The organism is Albidovulum sp., assembly GCF_008933605.1.
Classification (GTDB): Bacteria; Pseudomonadota; Alphaproteobacteria; order Rhodobacterales; family Rhodobacteraceae; genus Albidovulum.
Genome location: NZ_WBUS01000091.1, coordinates 1 through 13,920, shown reverse-complemented (window position 1 = coordinate 13,920; position 13,920 = coordinate 1). Strand labels below are relative to the sequence as shown.

The window sequence follows — 13,920 nt, the reverse complement described above, 5'->3', positions numbered from 1 at the left end:
CCCCCCCGGCCGTGCACTTGCGTTCACTTCCTCAACCCGGTCGAAGTCCCTCGCTCAGTCGCCCCGGTGCCCCTCAGGAGCCCGCCATCTCGTTCAGGAGGCGGTATACGCTGGCCCGGCTTATGCCCGTCCGCTTGGCGATCTCCGAGGCCCCTGTGCCCGCCCGGTGAAGTTCTTGAACCTCTTTCGAACGGTTCCGTGCCGTCGGCGCCCGACCCCGATACTTGCCTGCGGACTTTGCCTTTTGGATGCCCTCACGTTGCCTTTCCAACATGACCTCACGCTCGAACTGGGCGACGCTGCCGAGGATGTTGAGCATCAGCCGCCCGTTCGGCGTCCCGGTATCAATGGCCATCCCAAGGATGCGCAGCGCAACGCCCTTGGCTTCCAAAGCAGCAACCAGATCAAGTAGGTGGGCGACAGATCGGGCCAGCCGGTCCAGCTTCGTGACGACCAGAGTGTCGCCCTCTCGGGCGAACTCGATAGCGCGGGCAAGTTCCGCGCGGTTGGCGACGTCGATGGACGAAAGCTGTTCGGCGAAGACCTTCTCGCATCCTGCCGCCTTCAGGTCACGAAGCTGGGCCTCAAATCCTGCAGCCTGATCGGCGGTCGAAGTTCGGGCGTAACCGATGAGCATGTCGGGGACCTTTTGTCTCTAATGTCTCCTAGACTTTATAAGACGGAATGTCTCAAAAATCAATAGCTACTTGTGTGAGACGTTTTGGGGCGGCCGCTGGTTGTCTCGCACGGGCTAGCCGTATTGAGACCTCGCACGATGGCGGCGGCCAGACGCCCAACAGAGGAGCCGGTAGGCATATAAACTTCGCCTAAGGAGGCATCTCGTCAGCCAGGACGATCCGCATGTTCAAGTTCGTCAAGTCGTGCGGCTGCCCGGAAAAGGCCGCTGCGGACGTTCGCGTCCCCGTCTGCATCCCGGAGGATGTCCCGAAGCAACTCGAACATCGGAACATCGGGATGAAAACCATCAGGCAAGCCTCGAACACCGCGCACGATCTGAAAGTCGGTGAACCTCTCGCGGAGATCGTCAAGACGGCCGGCCTGCAACGCAGACACGACATCAACTATGGCGCCGCCAGCACGCTCAAAGGCTGAGCGCCGACCGCGCAGACGTTCGAGAGCGCATTCCTTTGAAACCCGATAGACGGCCTTCGTATCTTCAAGCGATGCAATCGCCGCGTCCAGATCACCGCCAGCGAGCCGGACGAAGTAGAACAAGGGCAACCACTGGCGCTGGACGAGCGCCGAGACGCACACATACTGCATTGGGGACCGAACGTTCTCACGGTCTAAGTAGGCACGAAGGACCATTTCCGGCGACAGAGCGTGGCCCTCAATCCGCTCAACGACCTGCCCCTCTCGGTCTACAGCGTGGACGTCGCCAATGAGGCGCAACGAAGGGGCGCCAGCACGTTCGTCAAATTCACCTTCCCGGATGAATTCAAGCTGTTCCGCTAGCGCACGATCAATCACGATGCGCCGTTCCCCCGCGTCTATCTCCCCTTTGTCTGTGTCGACGATAAGCGCGCGATCTGCTCCGATCTCGTTCAGGCGGGATGCGCTTGCCAGCAACGCCTGTGTCGCGGCTCTGTCGCGTTCGCGGAGCATCGCAAGCAGGTCGCCGAACTTTATCTTGCCGGACTGGCCGGGATAGCGGAACAGAATTGATCCGTCCTCTAGACCGTCCGCGTCGCGGCACACGATCACAGGCGGGGTTGGGAATTTCTCCACATGGATCACGCCCACTGTAAACCCACCCACATCAAGCACGTCTTTAGAAAAGGCTGGCGTCGGCGTCAGCAAGGTTTTCACCTTGTCCGTGATCCGCACTATGTCAGTATCTTGGAAGGCAGTGTCGGGCATCCCGACCACCTTGCAATCTGCGTTTCGGACGCCAACGAATACAAAGCCGCCCCGGTTGTTCGCGAGGGCTGCAATCGCGCGGACAATCGGTTCCATCCGCCGAGGATCAAACTGCGCCTTGCACTCCTGATCGGCCGTTTCGCCGCCAGCAAGATACCAATCACCATCTTCACGCTGAACGAAACAAGCGCCCGCTCGCTCCGACACCGTTGGCGGTCGGGCCGCGTTACCGGCGATGACGACGCCGACGTCGGCGGGGACAAAACCAGCAAGAAAGGTATCGAGTGCTGCTTCGGTCGCTTCAGGCACCTCGGGGCCGTAGTCGCCCGAACGAATGCCTGTGATGCGACCAGAGTTCACCGGTCGATCCTGGCGGTTGAAGTAGAACTGAATGTCGCGGTTCCGCATCCCGCGCCGAAGCATTGCTTTGATCAATCCGATCTCGTTATCCGAAATGCTCTTGCGCGACATGTTCTACCTCTGAACTCCAGGTAATCTTCACGGAGCGGTCGTGATCATGCCGCCTCGCCCTCCTTGGCCTCGCCCCAGACGCGGGCGATGGCGGCGTCGATCTTTTTCTCGAAGCGGCCGATCAGGTCTCGGTTCCCGCGCACAAGTGATTGCTCAGCTTCGATATCCGAAGCAATCTGTATTTGAATTTCCATCGGAGGCAGAGGAATTTTCATTTGCTTTAAATGCGTCGGTCCAAAATGCTTGATTACAGCGCCAGACGTGAAACTAGCTGCCTGCGCTAAAAAATTCTCCGATCCGAGGAATACGCGCAAATACCCGTGATGTAGCTCCGAGCTAGTGGGCCAAAAGCGGATAATGCCTGTGTAGCAGATGGCTCCGGCCGTCTCTTCGTTGACCACAGAAACCTTTCCAAACGAGGCACTCGTTGAAATTAGAATGTCACCTACATTCAACCTGAAATGAGGCCACTTGGTCGATACCAGGTCTGGGTCGAGGTAGTTACATCCATCCAAAGTCACGCGCTCGGTTTGAACACCTGCCAAGCGGACCAGTGGGACGCCATTCGGGGCAAAGTCCTTGGCAAGAATGCCCGGCCCTTCTTGAAAGCCGACAACACTCTGTAGTTCCGCCAAAGCCCAGGTTGGATTGATTGGAAACTGAGGTTTATAGTTGTCGAGGACGGCGCGGGCGCCGTCGATGACGCGCTGATAGCCCTCGACCTCGGCCACGATCTCTCGCTGCACCTCAAGCGGCGGGAGGGGGATTTCCAGTTCGCACAACTTGCTCTTTGAAATTTCTGCGAACGTGCCGCCTGTCGCCCAGCTTTGCATGGTGGGCACGAGGCGTGTTATCGCCAAAGCGACATACTCCGCCAACGCCTTGGTGTTGTCGGTGATGACGATGTTCTTGAAGCCCTGATTGGTCGCCAGAGGGACGCGGTTGATGGCTATTCGGCCGATGGTCGCCCGCGACGAAACAAGGACGGAGTTCACCGGAAGCAGCTTGGCCGAAGAACTCTTCAGCCCGGCCTCGCTGATGGTTCGGACGGTTTCGGCGATCTCGGTAATGAAGTTGGTTGCAGGCAGGTCGACCAGCGTCGCCCAAGGAATGCCACCGCCCCAATATTCGGAAATGTCGGACCGCGGGGTGCCGCCGCTTTCAACCTTGAACAGGGTTTCATCGCCTAGCGAAACCATCGGAAATCCGGATTTGCTTCCGTCCCGCGTGACATATCGTTCTGCACTTAGAGTGACTGACCCCTCGGACAGAAGGTCGCTTCGGGGAACGGTAAAGCCATGATTGCTTTCCAACACCTCGCTGCCGCCCGCCCGCGCAGCTACCAACCATGCCCCTAGATCAGCCTTTACCTGCGCCAGTTGCGACCCCTTCACCGCCTTGCGCTGCGCGCCCAAGGCGAAGCCGTCATTCTCGATCTTGAAAAAGGCGACGTGGTCGCTCGCCTTGGCCACGGTGCGGTCAAGGATCAGGATCGACGTCTTGACGCCTGAGTAGGGGTTGAACACGCCCGCGGGCAGCGAGATGACGGCGGCGAGATGGTTCTCGACCAGCATCTTGCGCAGCGCCACATAGGCGGTCTGGCTCTGGAAGATGATCCCCTCGGGCACGACGATGGCTGCGCGACCGTTCGGCGTTAGGTGCTCGGCCATGTAATCGACGAACAGCACTTCGCTGCGCTTCGACTGCACTTGAAACCGGGTATGCGGTCTGATCCCCCCCTTCGGCGACATGAAGGGCGGGTTCGCAAGGATGACGTCGGCCACGTCTGTCCATTTATCCTCGGACGTCAGCGTGTCGTATTCCTCGACCTTTGGGTCGGCAAAGCCGTGGAGGTAGAGGTTTACGAGGCTGAGGCGAACCATGTCGGGCGAGATGTCGTAGCCCTTGATGTTGCGGGCCAGGCGGGCGCGGTCCTCGGGCGCGAGTAGGTCGCCCGGATAGCGCATCGGACTTTCAAGCGCCTGCTCGGCGGCGTCCACGCCCTCGGCCGCGCCGTTACCGTTCAAGACCTTGGTCGAGTTCTGCTTGAGGATGTGCTTGTAGGCCGAGATCAGGAAGCCAGCCGTGCCACAGGCCGGATCGAGGATCGTTTCGTGTTTCTGCGGATCGATGATCTCGACCATGAAGTCGATGATGTGCCGGGGCGTCCGAAACTGGCCCGCGTCACCTTGGCTGCCCAACACCGACAGAAGGTATTCGAAGGCGTCGCCCAGCTTTTCGCTGTGGTCGTAGGTGAAGCCGTTGATCTCCCGCAGGAAGGCGCGCAGCGTCTCCGGGTCTCGGTAGGGCAGATAGGCGTTGCGGAAAATCTGGCGAAACAGGGAGGGAAGCCCCTCGTTCTCCACCATCTTAGTCAGCGCCTCGGAATAGGTGTTGAGCATGTCCTGCCCGGAGACGCCCGGCGCGACTAGCTTCGCCCAGCGATAGCGTTCGTAGTCCTTGGTGAAGAACTTGCGTGCACCGCCAAGTTCCTCGGCCTCAAGGTCCATGTCGTCCATGAACTTGTAGATCAGGGCGACGGTGATCTGCTCCACCTGGCTCTTGGGGTCCGGCACCTTGCCGACAAGGATGTCTCGGCAAGTGTCGATGCGGCGTTTGGTTTCGGTGTCGAGCATGGTCTTCTTTCGTCAGAGGAACGGGTTCAGGGACACGTAGTCCTTGATGTATTCGGGGATGCGCCTGCGCCACGTGGCGGGAACCTCCTTCAGATCACGCGTGGTGAAGGTGGGGTTGACGTTAAGCGATGCGAAGTCACCTTCTTCGATCTTGGCCCGGACGTGGGCGTCGCGAATGTAGGCTTCGAAGAAGTAGCGCATTTCGCGAATGCGGTCGGCTTCCTCGGGCTGCTGGTCGGCGAGGAACTTCTGGAACTCGTCTTCGATCAGTTCGGCCTTGCTTTTGAAGCCGGGGATGAAGCCGAACGCCTTTTCGACCAGTTCGCGGACAGAGATGCGGCGGTCGACCCCAGCCGCCTTGCGCAGTTTTTCGAGGTTGAAAAACTCGTTCGGCTTGTCGAACAGTTCCTCGATGACGCGGCGGGTCGCAGCTTCCCAGTTCTGCTGCGCTACGAGGTCGGCAAGTGTGGTGTCAGCCCGGGCGGCATCTTCGAACCGGCGGAAGAGTTCGCGGTCGATCCGCATGCCGTCGGCACCGATCTGCGTCTCGACCTGGCTGACCACGTCATCGGGGTCGAAGTGCTCGAAGGTGCCGGGTCCGCTTTGCCCCGTTTGCTGCCTGCTTTGCCCGTCACCACCCGTATTGAGCGGCATGGTTGAAGGCGCAGGAAGGGCCAGTTCCTCATCGTAGGCAAACCGCTCTTCGAAGTATTCGCAGTTGGCGAAGAAGTCGAAGAACCGAAAGGTGGCCTTCTCGACGGCACCCAGCGCCGCCTTTTTCTCGGGGTCGAACATCTCTTCCGCGAAGTTGTGCTTGCGCGTTCCCCGACCCTTGATCTGCACAAAGTCAGAGGGAGAGAAGACAGGGCGCATCAGCGCAAGGTTCAGAAGGTCCGGACAGTCGTAGCCCGTCGTCATCATCCCCACCGTCACGCAGACCCGCGCCCGGGCGGTGCGATAGTTCTCCACGAAGTCGCTGTGCCCGCCGAGGTTGTTGTTGGCGAAGTTGACCGTCATCTTCTGCGCATCGGCGACGTGGCTCGTCACCTGCATGGCGAAATCCGACCGATAGCGGCCTGGCCATAACTGGTCCGCCATCTCGTTCAGGATCTGGACCAGCTTTGCGGCGTGGTTCTGGCTGACCGCGAAGGCAATGGTCTTGCCGAACTCGCCGGTTATCGGGTCGCGCAGCCCGTGCTGAAGCAGGGTCTTGCAGAAGGCGCGGTTGGTCGGTTCCGCAAAGAACCGCTTCTCGAAGTCCCTACCGGCGAATGCCTCTTCCAGTTCGTTTCCATCCTCGTCCGTGGTCGAGACCACATAGCCTTCGTCCGAGAGAAGCTGCGTCGTCACCCCTGTGCGCGCGTCGATCACATAGGGGTTGATCAGAAACCCATCCCGGACCCCGTCGATCAGGGAATAGCGGTAGGTCGGTTCGCCGGACGCGCATCCGAAAGTCCGGTAGGTATCCAGCATCATTCGGCGCTCAGCCTCGCGAGGATCACGTTCGGATGACCGTTCGGCAGATTGCTTCAGGTAGTCCTTGGGCGTCGCTGTCAGGCCCAGCTTGTAGCCGATGAAGTATTCAAACACCGCCCGCGCGTTGCCACCGATGGACCGATGGGCTTCATCTGAAATCACCAGATCGAAGTCGGTCGGCGCAAACAACCGCCGATACTTGTCGTTGAAGAGCAGGGACTGGACGGTGGTCACGACAATGTCGGCCTTACGCCAGTCGTCGCGCTGCTCCTTGTAGATCACCGATGTGAAGTCGTTCCTCAGGTAAGCCTTGAAGGCTTTGTCCGCCTGCACTTCGAGTTCAAGGCGGTCAACGAGGAAGAGGATGCGCTTCGCATTGCCGGTTTTCAGGAACAGCTTGATGAGGGCCGCCGACGTGAGGGTCTTTCCGGTGCCGGTCGCCATTTCGAACAGGAAGCGCGTCGACCCCTTCTTGGCATCCTCCTGCACCCGCTCGATGGCGCGCTGCTGGTATCGTCGAAGGAACCGCAGCTTGTTCTTCTCAATGAAGGCTGGGCGCTCCGCTTCGACCTTCCAGCCCGCTTCCTGGGCGTAGCCGGGCATCTGGGTCAGGACGATGTAGTCCAACCCGACCTGTTCGCCCGCAAGGCGTTCGGCGTCGGGGGTGAAGGCGTAATGGTTCCCAATCTCCGTGGGGCTTGGGAACTTGGAGATGACAGTCGGGTTCCCCTGTTCGAGGTCCCAAAGGTAGTGGATGTTCCCATTGCTGAGGATCACAAAGCGGGCGTTCTGCGACCGGGCATATTTCCGGGCCTGCTCCTTTGCCGAAAGTGGGTTCTTGTCCTCTGACTTGGCTTCCAAGACGATCAACGGCTTCCCGCGCCCATCCAGCAAGAGGAAGTCAACGAAGCCGTTGGCGGCCTTCTCCAGATCGTCGCCAAGGGCGTCAAGACGATCCCGCGTCAGCTTCACGTTTGGTTCAAGGACGATGTTCGCTGGCCCGGCGGCCTCATCGAAGAACCGCCACCCGGCTTGTTCGAGCAGCCGGTTAATCTTGATCCGAGCTGTCGCCTCTTTCTGAACCAAAACAATGTCTCCGGGTGAACCTCTCCTCCTTATGTCGGATGGACGTTCGCCTACAAAGCGCAAAGTGGTCGTTAGGATGGCGCCGAAACGTCACTTGGGTGGATATTGGGGTGGATCAATAAACGCTACTTGCCGATAACGACTTGAAAAATATAGAAAATTAGGTGTAATGTGGTGCCCAGAGCCGGAATCGAACCAGCGACACGCGGATTTTCAATCCGCTGCTCTACCAACTGAGCTATCTGGGCACCGTTGGGTGGGCGGGTGATACCCAAGCGGGCCGGGGCTGTCCAGTGCCTTTTCGTGCAATTCGGCCGCGGCGCGCTCAGTGCGGGCGCGGCGCGGGCGGGTCGGACGGCGCCAAGGTGTCTTCCTCCTCGGACGGGATCGCATAGGCGCCGGTCAGCCAGCGGCCGAGGTCGATGTCGGCGCAGCGCTTCGAACAGAAGGGCCGGTATTTCGGATCGGTTTCCTTGCGGCAGATCGGGCAGGTCATGCCACGCCCCCCTTCAGGATCAGCGCGATCGGCAGGCGGTCGCGCTTCCTTTGCAGTTCGAAATTGCCGAGCGGCGTCCAGCCCGCGAGGCTCGTCTCGGCCGCCTCGCCCCTGAACGCCTGGCGGATCTGCTGGTCGAGCGCGGCGCGGTCGCGCTTCGGCATGGGCGCGAAATCCACCGTCACCTGGCCGCCGAGTCCGCGCAGCCGCAACTGGCGCGGCAGGTCGCGCGCGGCGGCGATATTTGCCTTGAGGCTTGCCGCCGGGGAGGTGTCGGCGCCGGTGTTGACGTCGACGGCGACGAGCGCCCGGGTCGGCTCGATCGCCATGCTGCCCCCGCCCGGAAGGGCTACGACCGGATCGAGGAGCGCGTCCGCCATCTCCTCCACCCCATGCCGGGCGAAGGCATCCGCCCCCTCCGCCACCTCGTCGGGTGCGGGGTCCGCCCAGTCGCGGCAGGCCTCCTCGTGCGGCGAGGACGCGGCGACCAGAAGCTCGGGCGCGCCCGCCCGGTCGGCCATGACCGCCTCGGCCAGCGCCCGGGTCCCGGCCAGGTCGGCCGTGATCTCGTCGTCCTCGGCCAGGTCCGCGGCCGAGCGCAGGATTAGCCCGAAGTCCGAGCCCGCCATGCCCGCCTCGGCCAGCGCCGACAGGCGCGCGCGGGCGTCCTCGTCGCGGATGCGGCGCGAGATGTTGAGGCCGGGTGCGGCCGGCGTCACGATGCAGTAGCGGCTCTTGAAGAGCACCCGCGTCGTAAGCGGCAGCGCCTTGCCCGGCTCGGCAAAGCCCGCGACCTGGACAATGACCGGCCTGCCGGGCGCGAGACCCTTGGTTTCCCGCAGGAATCCCGTCTCGCCGCCGGGCAGCTTCACGAAGGCCCCGCCCTGCCCCTTCATCGGCCGGTCGAGCACGCCCCTGAGGATCGCGCCGGGCGCGAAGGCCGCAGCCTCGCCCGCATCGACCAGAAGGTCCGTGAGGTCGCCGTCCACCACGAGCGCCGCCGCCTCGCGGCCGCGGTAGCTGCCAAGGACGACAACCCTGCCCTTCATGCGTCCACTCCCTGGATGTCGATCCCGGCGGCCTCCAGCAGATGCGCCGTCTCGGCCACCGGCAGGCCCACGACGCCGGTGAACGATCCCTGCAGCCACGGGATGAACGCGCCGAAGCGGCCCTGGATCGCATAGGCCCCGGCCTTGCCCTGCCACTCGCCGCTCTGGAGATAGGCGTTCAGTTCCCGGTCGGAGAGTGGCTTGACCTTGACCACCGTCTCCACCACCCGCTCCCACAGGCGCGCGCCCCGCCGCACGGCGACGGCGGTGATGACGCGGTGGCGCCGGCCGGACAGGGCCAGCAGGAACTCCGCCGCCTCGCCCGCGCTGTCGGGCTTGCCGAGGATGCGCCGGCCGAGCGCCACCGTGGTGTCGGCGCAGAGGACGACCTCGCCGTCGGCGCAAGCCACGGCCTCGGCTTTCTCCCGCGCCATCCGGGCGCAATAGGGGCGCGGCAACTCGCCCCTGCGGGGCGTCTCGTCAATGTCGGGGGTACGCACGGCGTCGGGCACAAGTCCGAGCTGGGACAGAAGCTCGCGCCGCCTCGGGCTGGCGGAGCCGAGGATGAGGCGCGGCCGCACCTCAGCGGAAGCGGTAGTTGATCCGCCCCTTGGTCAGGTCGTAGGGCGTCATCGTCACCTGCACCTTGTCGCCGGCAAGCACGCGGATGCGGTTCTTGCGCATCTTTCCTGCCATCGTGGCGATGATCTCATGGCCGTTTTCCAGCTCGACCCTGAACGTCGCATTCGGCAGGAGTTCCTTCACGACGCCCGGAAATTCGAGACCTTCTTCCTTGGCCATGGTCACTCCACAGTTGATACGTCCCCGGCCAGAACCGGGGCGCGCGTTAAATGCGCCCGATGGACCGGGAATTCAAGCCTTATCTCGGCGCCGGCGGACCTGCGCGACCCGCGCGAGTTGCGGCACCTGCTCCGGCCAGTGGCGGAAGTTGAGAACGCCGCCGTCGGCGCGCACCTCGGCGACCGCCGCGCGGCTCGCCTCGGCATAGACCCAGCCTGGCGCGCCGAGCGTCCCTTCGGCCAGAATGCCGGTCGGTGGAAAGCCCCGGTCGGGCGGCCCGTAGACCGAGGCGCGGCCGGTGTTCTCCTCCATCCCCGCGCACCAGGGCGCCGTGCCGACGACGGGCGCATGGACCGCGATCATCTGGCCTTCGAGCGCGCGGGCCATGGCCCCGACCCGCACCCGGGTGAAGCCCGCGAGCGCCTCGGTCGCGGAGGGAACGAGCAGGATCTCCGCCCCTGCCTCGGCCATCGCCCGGCCGAGAAGCGGGAACTCGCCGTCGTAGCAGATGAGGACACCGATCCGGCCCAGCGCGGTATCGAAGACCTTCAGCCCCTCGCCGGCGACGACATGCCAGTCCTCGCGCTCGAAGCGGGTCATCATCACCTTGTCCTGGTGGCCGATGACGCCGTCCGGCCCGAAAAGGCTCGCCCGGTTCACCGGACGGTCGCCCGCGTGGGCCACGTCATAGACCGGGCCGGAGCCGGAAAGGATATGGACGCCGTGGTGGGCGGCGAGCCGGGCGTGCATCGCGTCCGACGCGGGCTTGTGGCGGTCCACTTCCCGCAACGCCCCTTCGAGGTCGCCCGCCACCGCGCGGCCGCCGAGCGAGGCGAGTTCCATCGCCCCGTATTCGGGAAAGACCAGAAGCTCCGCGCCCTGCCCGGCCGCCTCGGCCACCCAAGCTGCGATCTTGGTCTCGTAGTCGACCCAGCTCTCGAACCAGTCCAGCGGATAGGCGGCGGCGGCGATCTTCATGTCTTCCTCCCCGGCGGCGCGGGCACCCCGGCGCGCTAGAGCGCCCGGATCCAGAACTGCATGCGCTTCGCGGTCTCGGCCGCCTCGCCCACATCCTTCCACGAATATTCCGCGATGACACCTTCCATGGGTGCATAGCCGCGTTTCCGCCAGAACGCATCTAGCGGCCGGTAGTCGCCGGGCTTCAGGGGATCGTCGTCGGGCCGCACCACCCGGCAGAAGGCCGACCAGCGCCGTCCTAGACGGCGGGCATGAGCCTCGCGCACGTCGAAGAAGGCATGGCCGACGCCCTGGCCGCGGTACTCCGGCAGGAGCACCGATTCCGCACAGTAGAAGATATCGGACAGCGTGAGCCCGGTACTGGCGAAGGCTGCGCCGAACTCCTCGCCGTGATCTTCCATCGGCGTGCCTGTCGCCGCGCCGACGAGCCGTGCCCCGTCGAAGGCGCCGACGAGGATCGCCTCGGCGCTGTCCCTGTAGGTCGCAAGGTAGCGCCGTTCATAGTAGAGGTCGCCGTCGTAGAGATAGGGCCAGTCGCGAAAGACCGCGATCCTCAGCCGGGCGACGTCGTCCAGCGCCGCCTCCAGCGCCGCACCGGTCAGGGGCTGGACCGTGACGCTCACGCCGAGACCTGCCGGACCCAGTCGGCGAGGTTGTAGTAGGTCGTGACCCGAGAAATCCTGCCGTTACGGAGCGTGAAGAAGGATCCCGCCGGCAGGACGTATGTCTGGCCACGGGCCTCCGGCAGGCCGCTGTCGGTCCTGAGGTATTCGCCGTTCACCACGAACTCGGCGGCCGCCCGCGTGCCGTCCTCGCTGGCGAATACGACGATGTCGGTCAGGCGCTCGCGGTAGCAGTGGCTCATGTGGGCGCAGAACTCGGCGAAGAGGATCTTGCCCCGGCGGATGCCGCCCTCGTTGACGTGGTGCTCCACGTCGGGGTCGAGAAGCGCCAGCATCCCCTCCACGTCGCCCCGGCTGAAGGCGTCGTAATAGGCCTCGATCACCGCCTTGGTCATCCTGATCTCCCTTCGCGTCCGGCGCTGCCCGCCGGCACCGTCGCCTCCCGCCTAGCGGAGCGCGCGCCGCTCCGCAACCTGCTGGAGGGACAGGCGATGGCGCAATTGCGACCCCTGGCGGCGGCGCGGGCGCGGCCTAGCCGCCCGCCGCGCCTGCCGCGCCCGCGACACGTGGTTCGCCGAAGCGCTCGATCATCTTCGCCCGGATCTGGTCGCGGGTCTGCCGGTAGGCCGTGAGCTTCGCCTCGCGCGTCTCGCCGATGCCGGTCGGATCCATGATCGGCCAGTATTCCACGTCAAGATGATAGTGCCGGGTAAGGTCGAGCGCCTGTTTCCGGCTCGCGGGCGAGAGCGCGACGACGAGGTCGAAGCCCGACAGGTCGTCGCCGTATTCCTTCATTTCCTCGAAGCTCCGCGACCGGTGGCGGGAAAGCTCGATCCCCATCTCCTGGCATACCGCGATCGCGAATCCGTCGATCTCCAGATCGTTCTCGACTCCCGCCGACTGGACATAGGTCGCCCGGCCGTAGAGCTGCTTCATCAGCGCTTCGGCCATGGGTGAGCGCACGGCGTTGTGGTCGCAGCAGAAGAGCACCGAATGCGGCAGGGTGCCGGACAACGTCACCCCCCGGTCTGCAATACGCAGATGAGCGTGAAGAGCCGCCGCGCCGTGTCGATGTCGAGCAGCGCCTTGCCGTCGAGCCGTTCCTGCACGACGCGCGCGCCTTCGTTGTGAATGCCCCGGCGGGCCATGTCGATCGCCTCGATCTGCGCCGGCGGCAGGCGCTTCACCGCGTCGAAGTAGCTCTCGCAGATCTGGAAATAGTCCTTCACCACCTGCCGGAAGGGTCCAAGCGAAAGGTGGAACTCCGCGACCTTCCCGCCCTCTTCGGTGGCGATGTCGAAGACGAGCCGCTTGTCACGTATCGACAGCGCCAGCCGGAACGGACCCTCGGGCGCAGGCGCGCCCTCCCGGCCCGGCAGGTCGAAGGAATTGTCCTCCAGAAGGTCGAAGACGGCCACCCGCCGTTCCTGCGCCACCTCCGGCGTCGGCGCCGGCAGGCCCGCATCGTCGATCTCGATCTGGCAGATGCGGCTCATGCGACCCCGCCCCGGTTGACCCGGTCAAGCCGCGCCCGCACGGAAAGCCCGTGCGCCTCGAGGCTTTCGGACACGGCCAGCCGTTCGGCCGCGGGGCCGATGGCGGCCAGGGCCGCCGGCGTCATCTTTGCGATCGTCGTCCGCTTCAGGAAGTCCATCACCGACAGCCCGCTCGAGAACCGTGCCGAGCGTGCCGTGGGCAACACATGGTTCGGCCCGCCCACGTAATCGCCGATTGCCTCCGGTGTCCAGTGGCCGAGGAAGATCGCCCCGGCATGGGCGATGCGCGGCAGGAGCGCCTCCGGGTCCTCGACGCAGAGCTCCAGATGCTCCGGCGCCACCCGGTCCGACAGCGCCGCCGCCTCGGCAAGGTCCCGCGTGACGACGACGGCGCCGTAGTCCCGCCAGCTTGCCCCCGCGATCGCGCTCCGCTCGATCGTGGCGAGCCGCGCCTCGACCGCCGCCACGACCGCGCGCGCGGTTCCGGCATCGTCGGTCACGAGGATCGCCTGCGCGCTCGCGTCATGCTCGGCCTGGCTCAGGAGGTCGAGCGCCACCCAGTCCGGGTCCGCCGTTTGGTCGGCGATGACGAGAATCTCCGACGGGCCGGCGATCATGTCGATGCCGACGCGTCCGAAGACACGACGCTTGGCCGCCGCCACATAGGCATTGCCGGGTCCGGTGATCTTGTCCACCGGCCGGATCGTCTCCGTGCCATAGGCCATGGCCGCGATCGCCTGCGCGCCGCCCACCCGGTACACGGTGTCCACCCCCGCCAGCCGTGCCGCCATCAGGACCAGGGGATTGACCACGCCGCCCGGCGTCGGACAGCAGATCACCAGCCGCCCGACCCCGGCCACCTTCGCCGGAATCGCGTTCATCAGGACCGAGGAGGGATAGGAGGCGAGCCCCCCCGGCACATAGAGC

The 13,920-nt window shown here is 64.2% G+C and carries 14 protein-coding genes and 1 tRNA gene; all 15 read right to left on the bottom strand.

Going from position 1 to position 13,920, the window contains the following annotated elements; genetic code table 11:
- Positions 1-73: 73 nt before the first annotated feature.
- Positions 74-637, bottom strand: a complete 564-nt coding sequence (locus tag F9K34_RS12360) for a recombinase family protein (protein WP_291337272.1) — start codon at positions 635-637, stop codon at positions 74-76.
- A gap of 206 nt (positions 638-843) precedes the next feature.
- A complete protein-coding gene (locus tag F9K34_RS12355) occupies positions 844-2,352 on the bottom strand; it encodes an AlbA family DNA-binding domain-containing protein (RefSeq protein WP_291337271.1) in 1,509 nt (502 codons plus the stop codon).
- 44 nt (positions 2,353-2,396) lie between these two features.
- Complete coding sequence (locus tag F9K34_RS12350) at positions 2,397-4,988, bottom strand: N-6 DNA methylase (protein WP_291337270.1); 2,592 nt, start codon at positions 4,986-4,988, stop codon at positions 2,397-2,399.
- A 12-nt stretch (positions 4,989-5,000) separates the two neighbouring features.
- On the bottom strand, positions 5,001-7,550 hold the full coding sequence (locus tag F9K34_RS12345) for a DEAD/DEAH box helicase family protein (protein WP_291337269.1): 2,550 nt from the start codon (positions 7,548-7,550) through the stop codon (positions 5,001-5,003).
- Positions 7,551-7,722: 172 nt separating this feature from the next.
- A tRNA-Phe gene (locus tag F9K34_RS12340) sits at positions 7,723-7,798 on the bottom strand.
- A gap of 77 nt (positions 7,799-7,875) precedes the next feature.
- The gene (locus F9K34_RS12335) at positions 7,876-8,046 is read right to left on the bottom strand and encodes a DNA gyrase inhibitor YacG (protein WP_291337268.1); all 171 of its coding nucleotides are present in this window, start codon (positions 8,044-8,046) and stop codon (positions 7,876-7,878) included.
- Positions 8,043-9,095, bottom strand: a complete 1,053-nt coding sequence (locus tag F9K34_RS12330; RefSeq protein WP_291337267.1) for a ribonuclease E/G — start codon at positions 9,093-9,095, stop codon at positions 8,043-8,045. Before F9K34_RS12330 ends, F9K34_RS12335 begins: the two co-directional genes overlap by 4 nt.
- Positions 9,092-9,676 (bottom strand): Maf family protein, encoded by a 585-nt coding sequence (locus F9K34_RS12325; protein WP_291337266.1) that lies wholly within the window; start codon positions 9,674-9,676, stop codon positions 9,092-9,094. Before F9K34_RS12325 ends, F9K34_RS12330 begins: the two co-directional genes overlap by 4 nt.
- Before the next feature lies 1 nt (position 9,677).
- Complete coding sequence (gene infA / locus F9K34_RS12320; RefSeq protein WP_291337265.1) at positions 9,678-9,896, bottom strand: translation initiation factor IF-1; 219 nt, start codon at positions 9,894-9,896, stop codon at positions 9,678-9,680.
- Positions 9,897-9,968: 72 nt separating this feature from the next.
- On the bottom strand, positions 9,969-10,874 hold the full coding sequence (locus tag F9K34_RS12315) for a carbon-nitrogen hydrolase family protein (protein ID WP_291337264.1): 906 nt from the start codon (positions 10,872-10,874) through the stop codon (positions 9,969-9,971).
- A gap of 35 nt (positions 10,875-10,909) precedes the next feature.
- On the bottom strand, positions 10,910-11,497 hold the full coding sequence (locus F9K34_RS12310) for a GNAT family N-acetyltransferase (protein WP_291337263.1): 588 nt from the start codon (positions 11,495-11,497) through the stop codon (positions 10,910-10,912).
- Positions 11,494-11,892: a ketosteroid isomerase-related protein gene (locus F9K34_RS12305; protein WP_291337262.1), complete on the bottom strand. Its 399-nt coding sequence runs from the start codon at positions 11,890-11,892 to the stop codon at positions 11,494-11,496. The genes F9K34_RS12310 and F9K34_RS12305 overlap by 4 nt, the downstream gene beginning before the upstream one ends.
- A 136-nt stretch (positions 11,893-12,028) precedes the next feature.
- Positions 12,029-12,511, bottom strand: a complete 483-nt coding sequence (locus F9K34_RS12300; protein WP_291337261.1) for a low molecular weight phosphatase family protein — start codon at positions 12,509-12,511, stop codon at positions 12,029-12,031.
- Positions 12,512-12,513: 2 nt separating this feature from the next.
- Positions 12,514-12,993 (bottom strand): UPF0262 family protein, encoded by a 480-nt coding sequence (locus F9K34_RS12295; RefSeq protein ID WP_291337260.1) that lies wholly within the window; start codon positions 12,991-12,993, stop codon positions 12,514-12,516.
- Positions 12,990-13,920, bottom strand: a 931-nt coding sequence (hisD, locus tag F9K34_RS12290) for a histidinol dehydrogenase (RefSeq protein ID WP_291337259.1), incomplete at its 5' end; no start/stop codon positions are given. The genes F9K34_RS12295 and hisD, both read right to left, overlap by 4 nt.

Coding starts and splice junctions, on each gene's coding strand:
- F9K34_RS12295 (WP_291337260.1), bottom strand. CDS start 12,993: ATGAGCCGCATCTGCCAGATCGAGATCGACGATGCGGGCCTGCCGGCG.
- F9K34_RS12360 (WP_291337272.1), bottom strand. CDS start 637: ATGCTCATCGGTTACGCCCGAACTTCGACCGCCGATCAGGCTGCAGGA.
- infA (WP_291337265.1), bottom strand. CDS start 9,896: ATGGCCAAGGAAGAAGGTCTCGAATTTCCGGGCGTCGTGAAGGAACTC.
- F9K34_RS12350 (WP_291337270.1), bottom strand. CDS start 4,988: ATGCTCGACACCGAAACCAAACGCCGCATCGACACTTGCCGAGACATC.
- F9K34_RS12335 (WP_291337268.1), bottom strand. CDS start 8,046: ATGACCTGCCCGATCTGCCGCAAGGAAACCGATCCGAAATACCGGCCC.
- F9K34_RS12315 (WP_291337264.1), bottom strand. CDS start 10,874: ATGAAGATCGCCGCCGCCGCCTATCCGCTGGACTGGTTCGAGAGCTGG.
- F9K34_RS12305 (WP_291337262.1), bottom strand. CDS start 11,892: ATGACCAAGGCGGTGATCGAGGCCTATTACGACGCCTTCAGCCGGGGC.
- F9K34_RS12355 (WP_291337271.1), bottom strand. CDS start 2,352: ATGTCGCGCAAGAGCATTTCGGATAACGAGATCGGATTGATCAAAGCA.
- F9K34_RS12330 (WP_291337267.1), bottom strand. CDS start 9,095: ATGAAGGGCAGGGTTGTCGTCCTTGGCAGCTACCGCGGCCGCGAGGCG.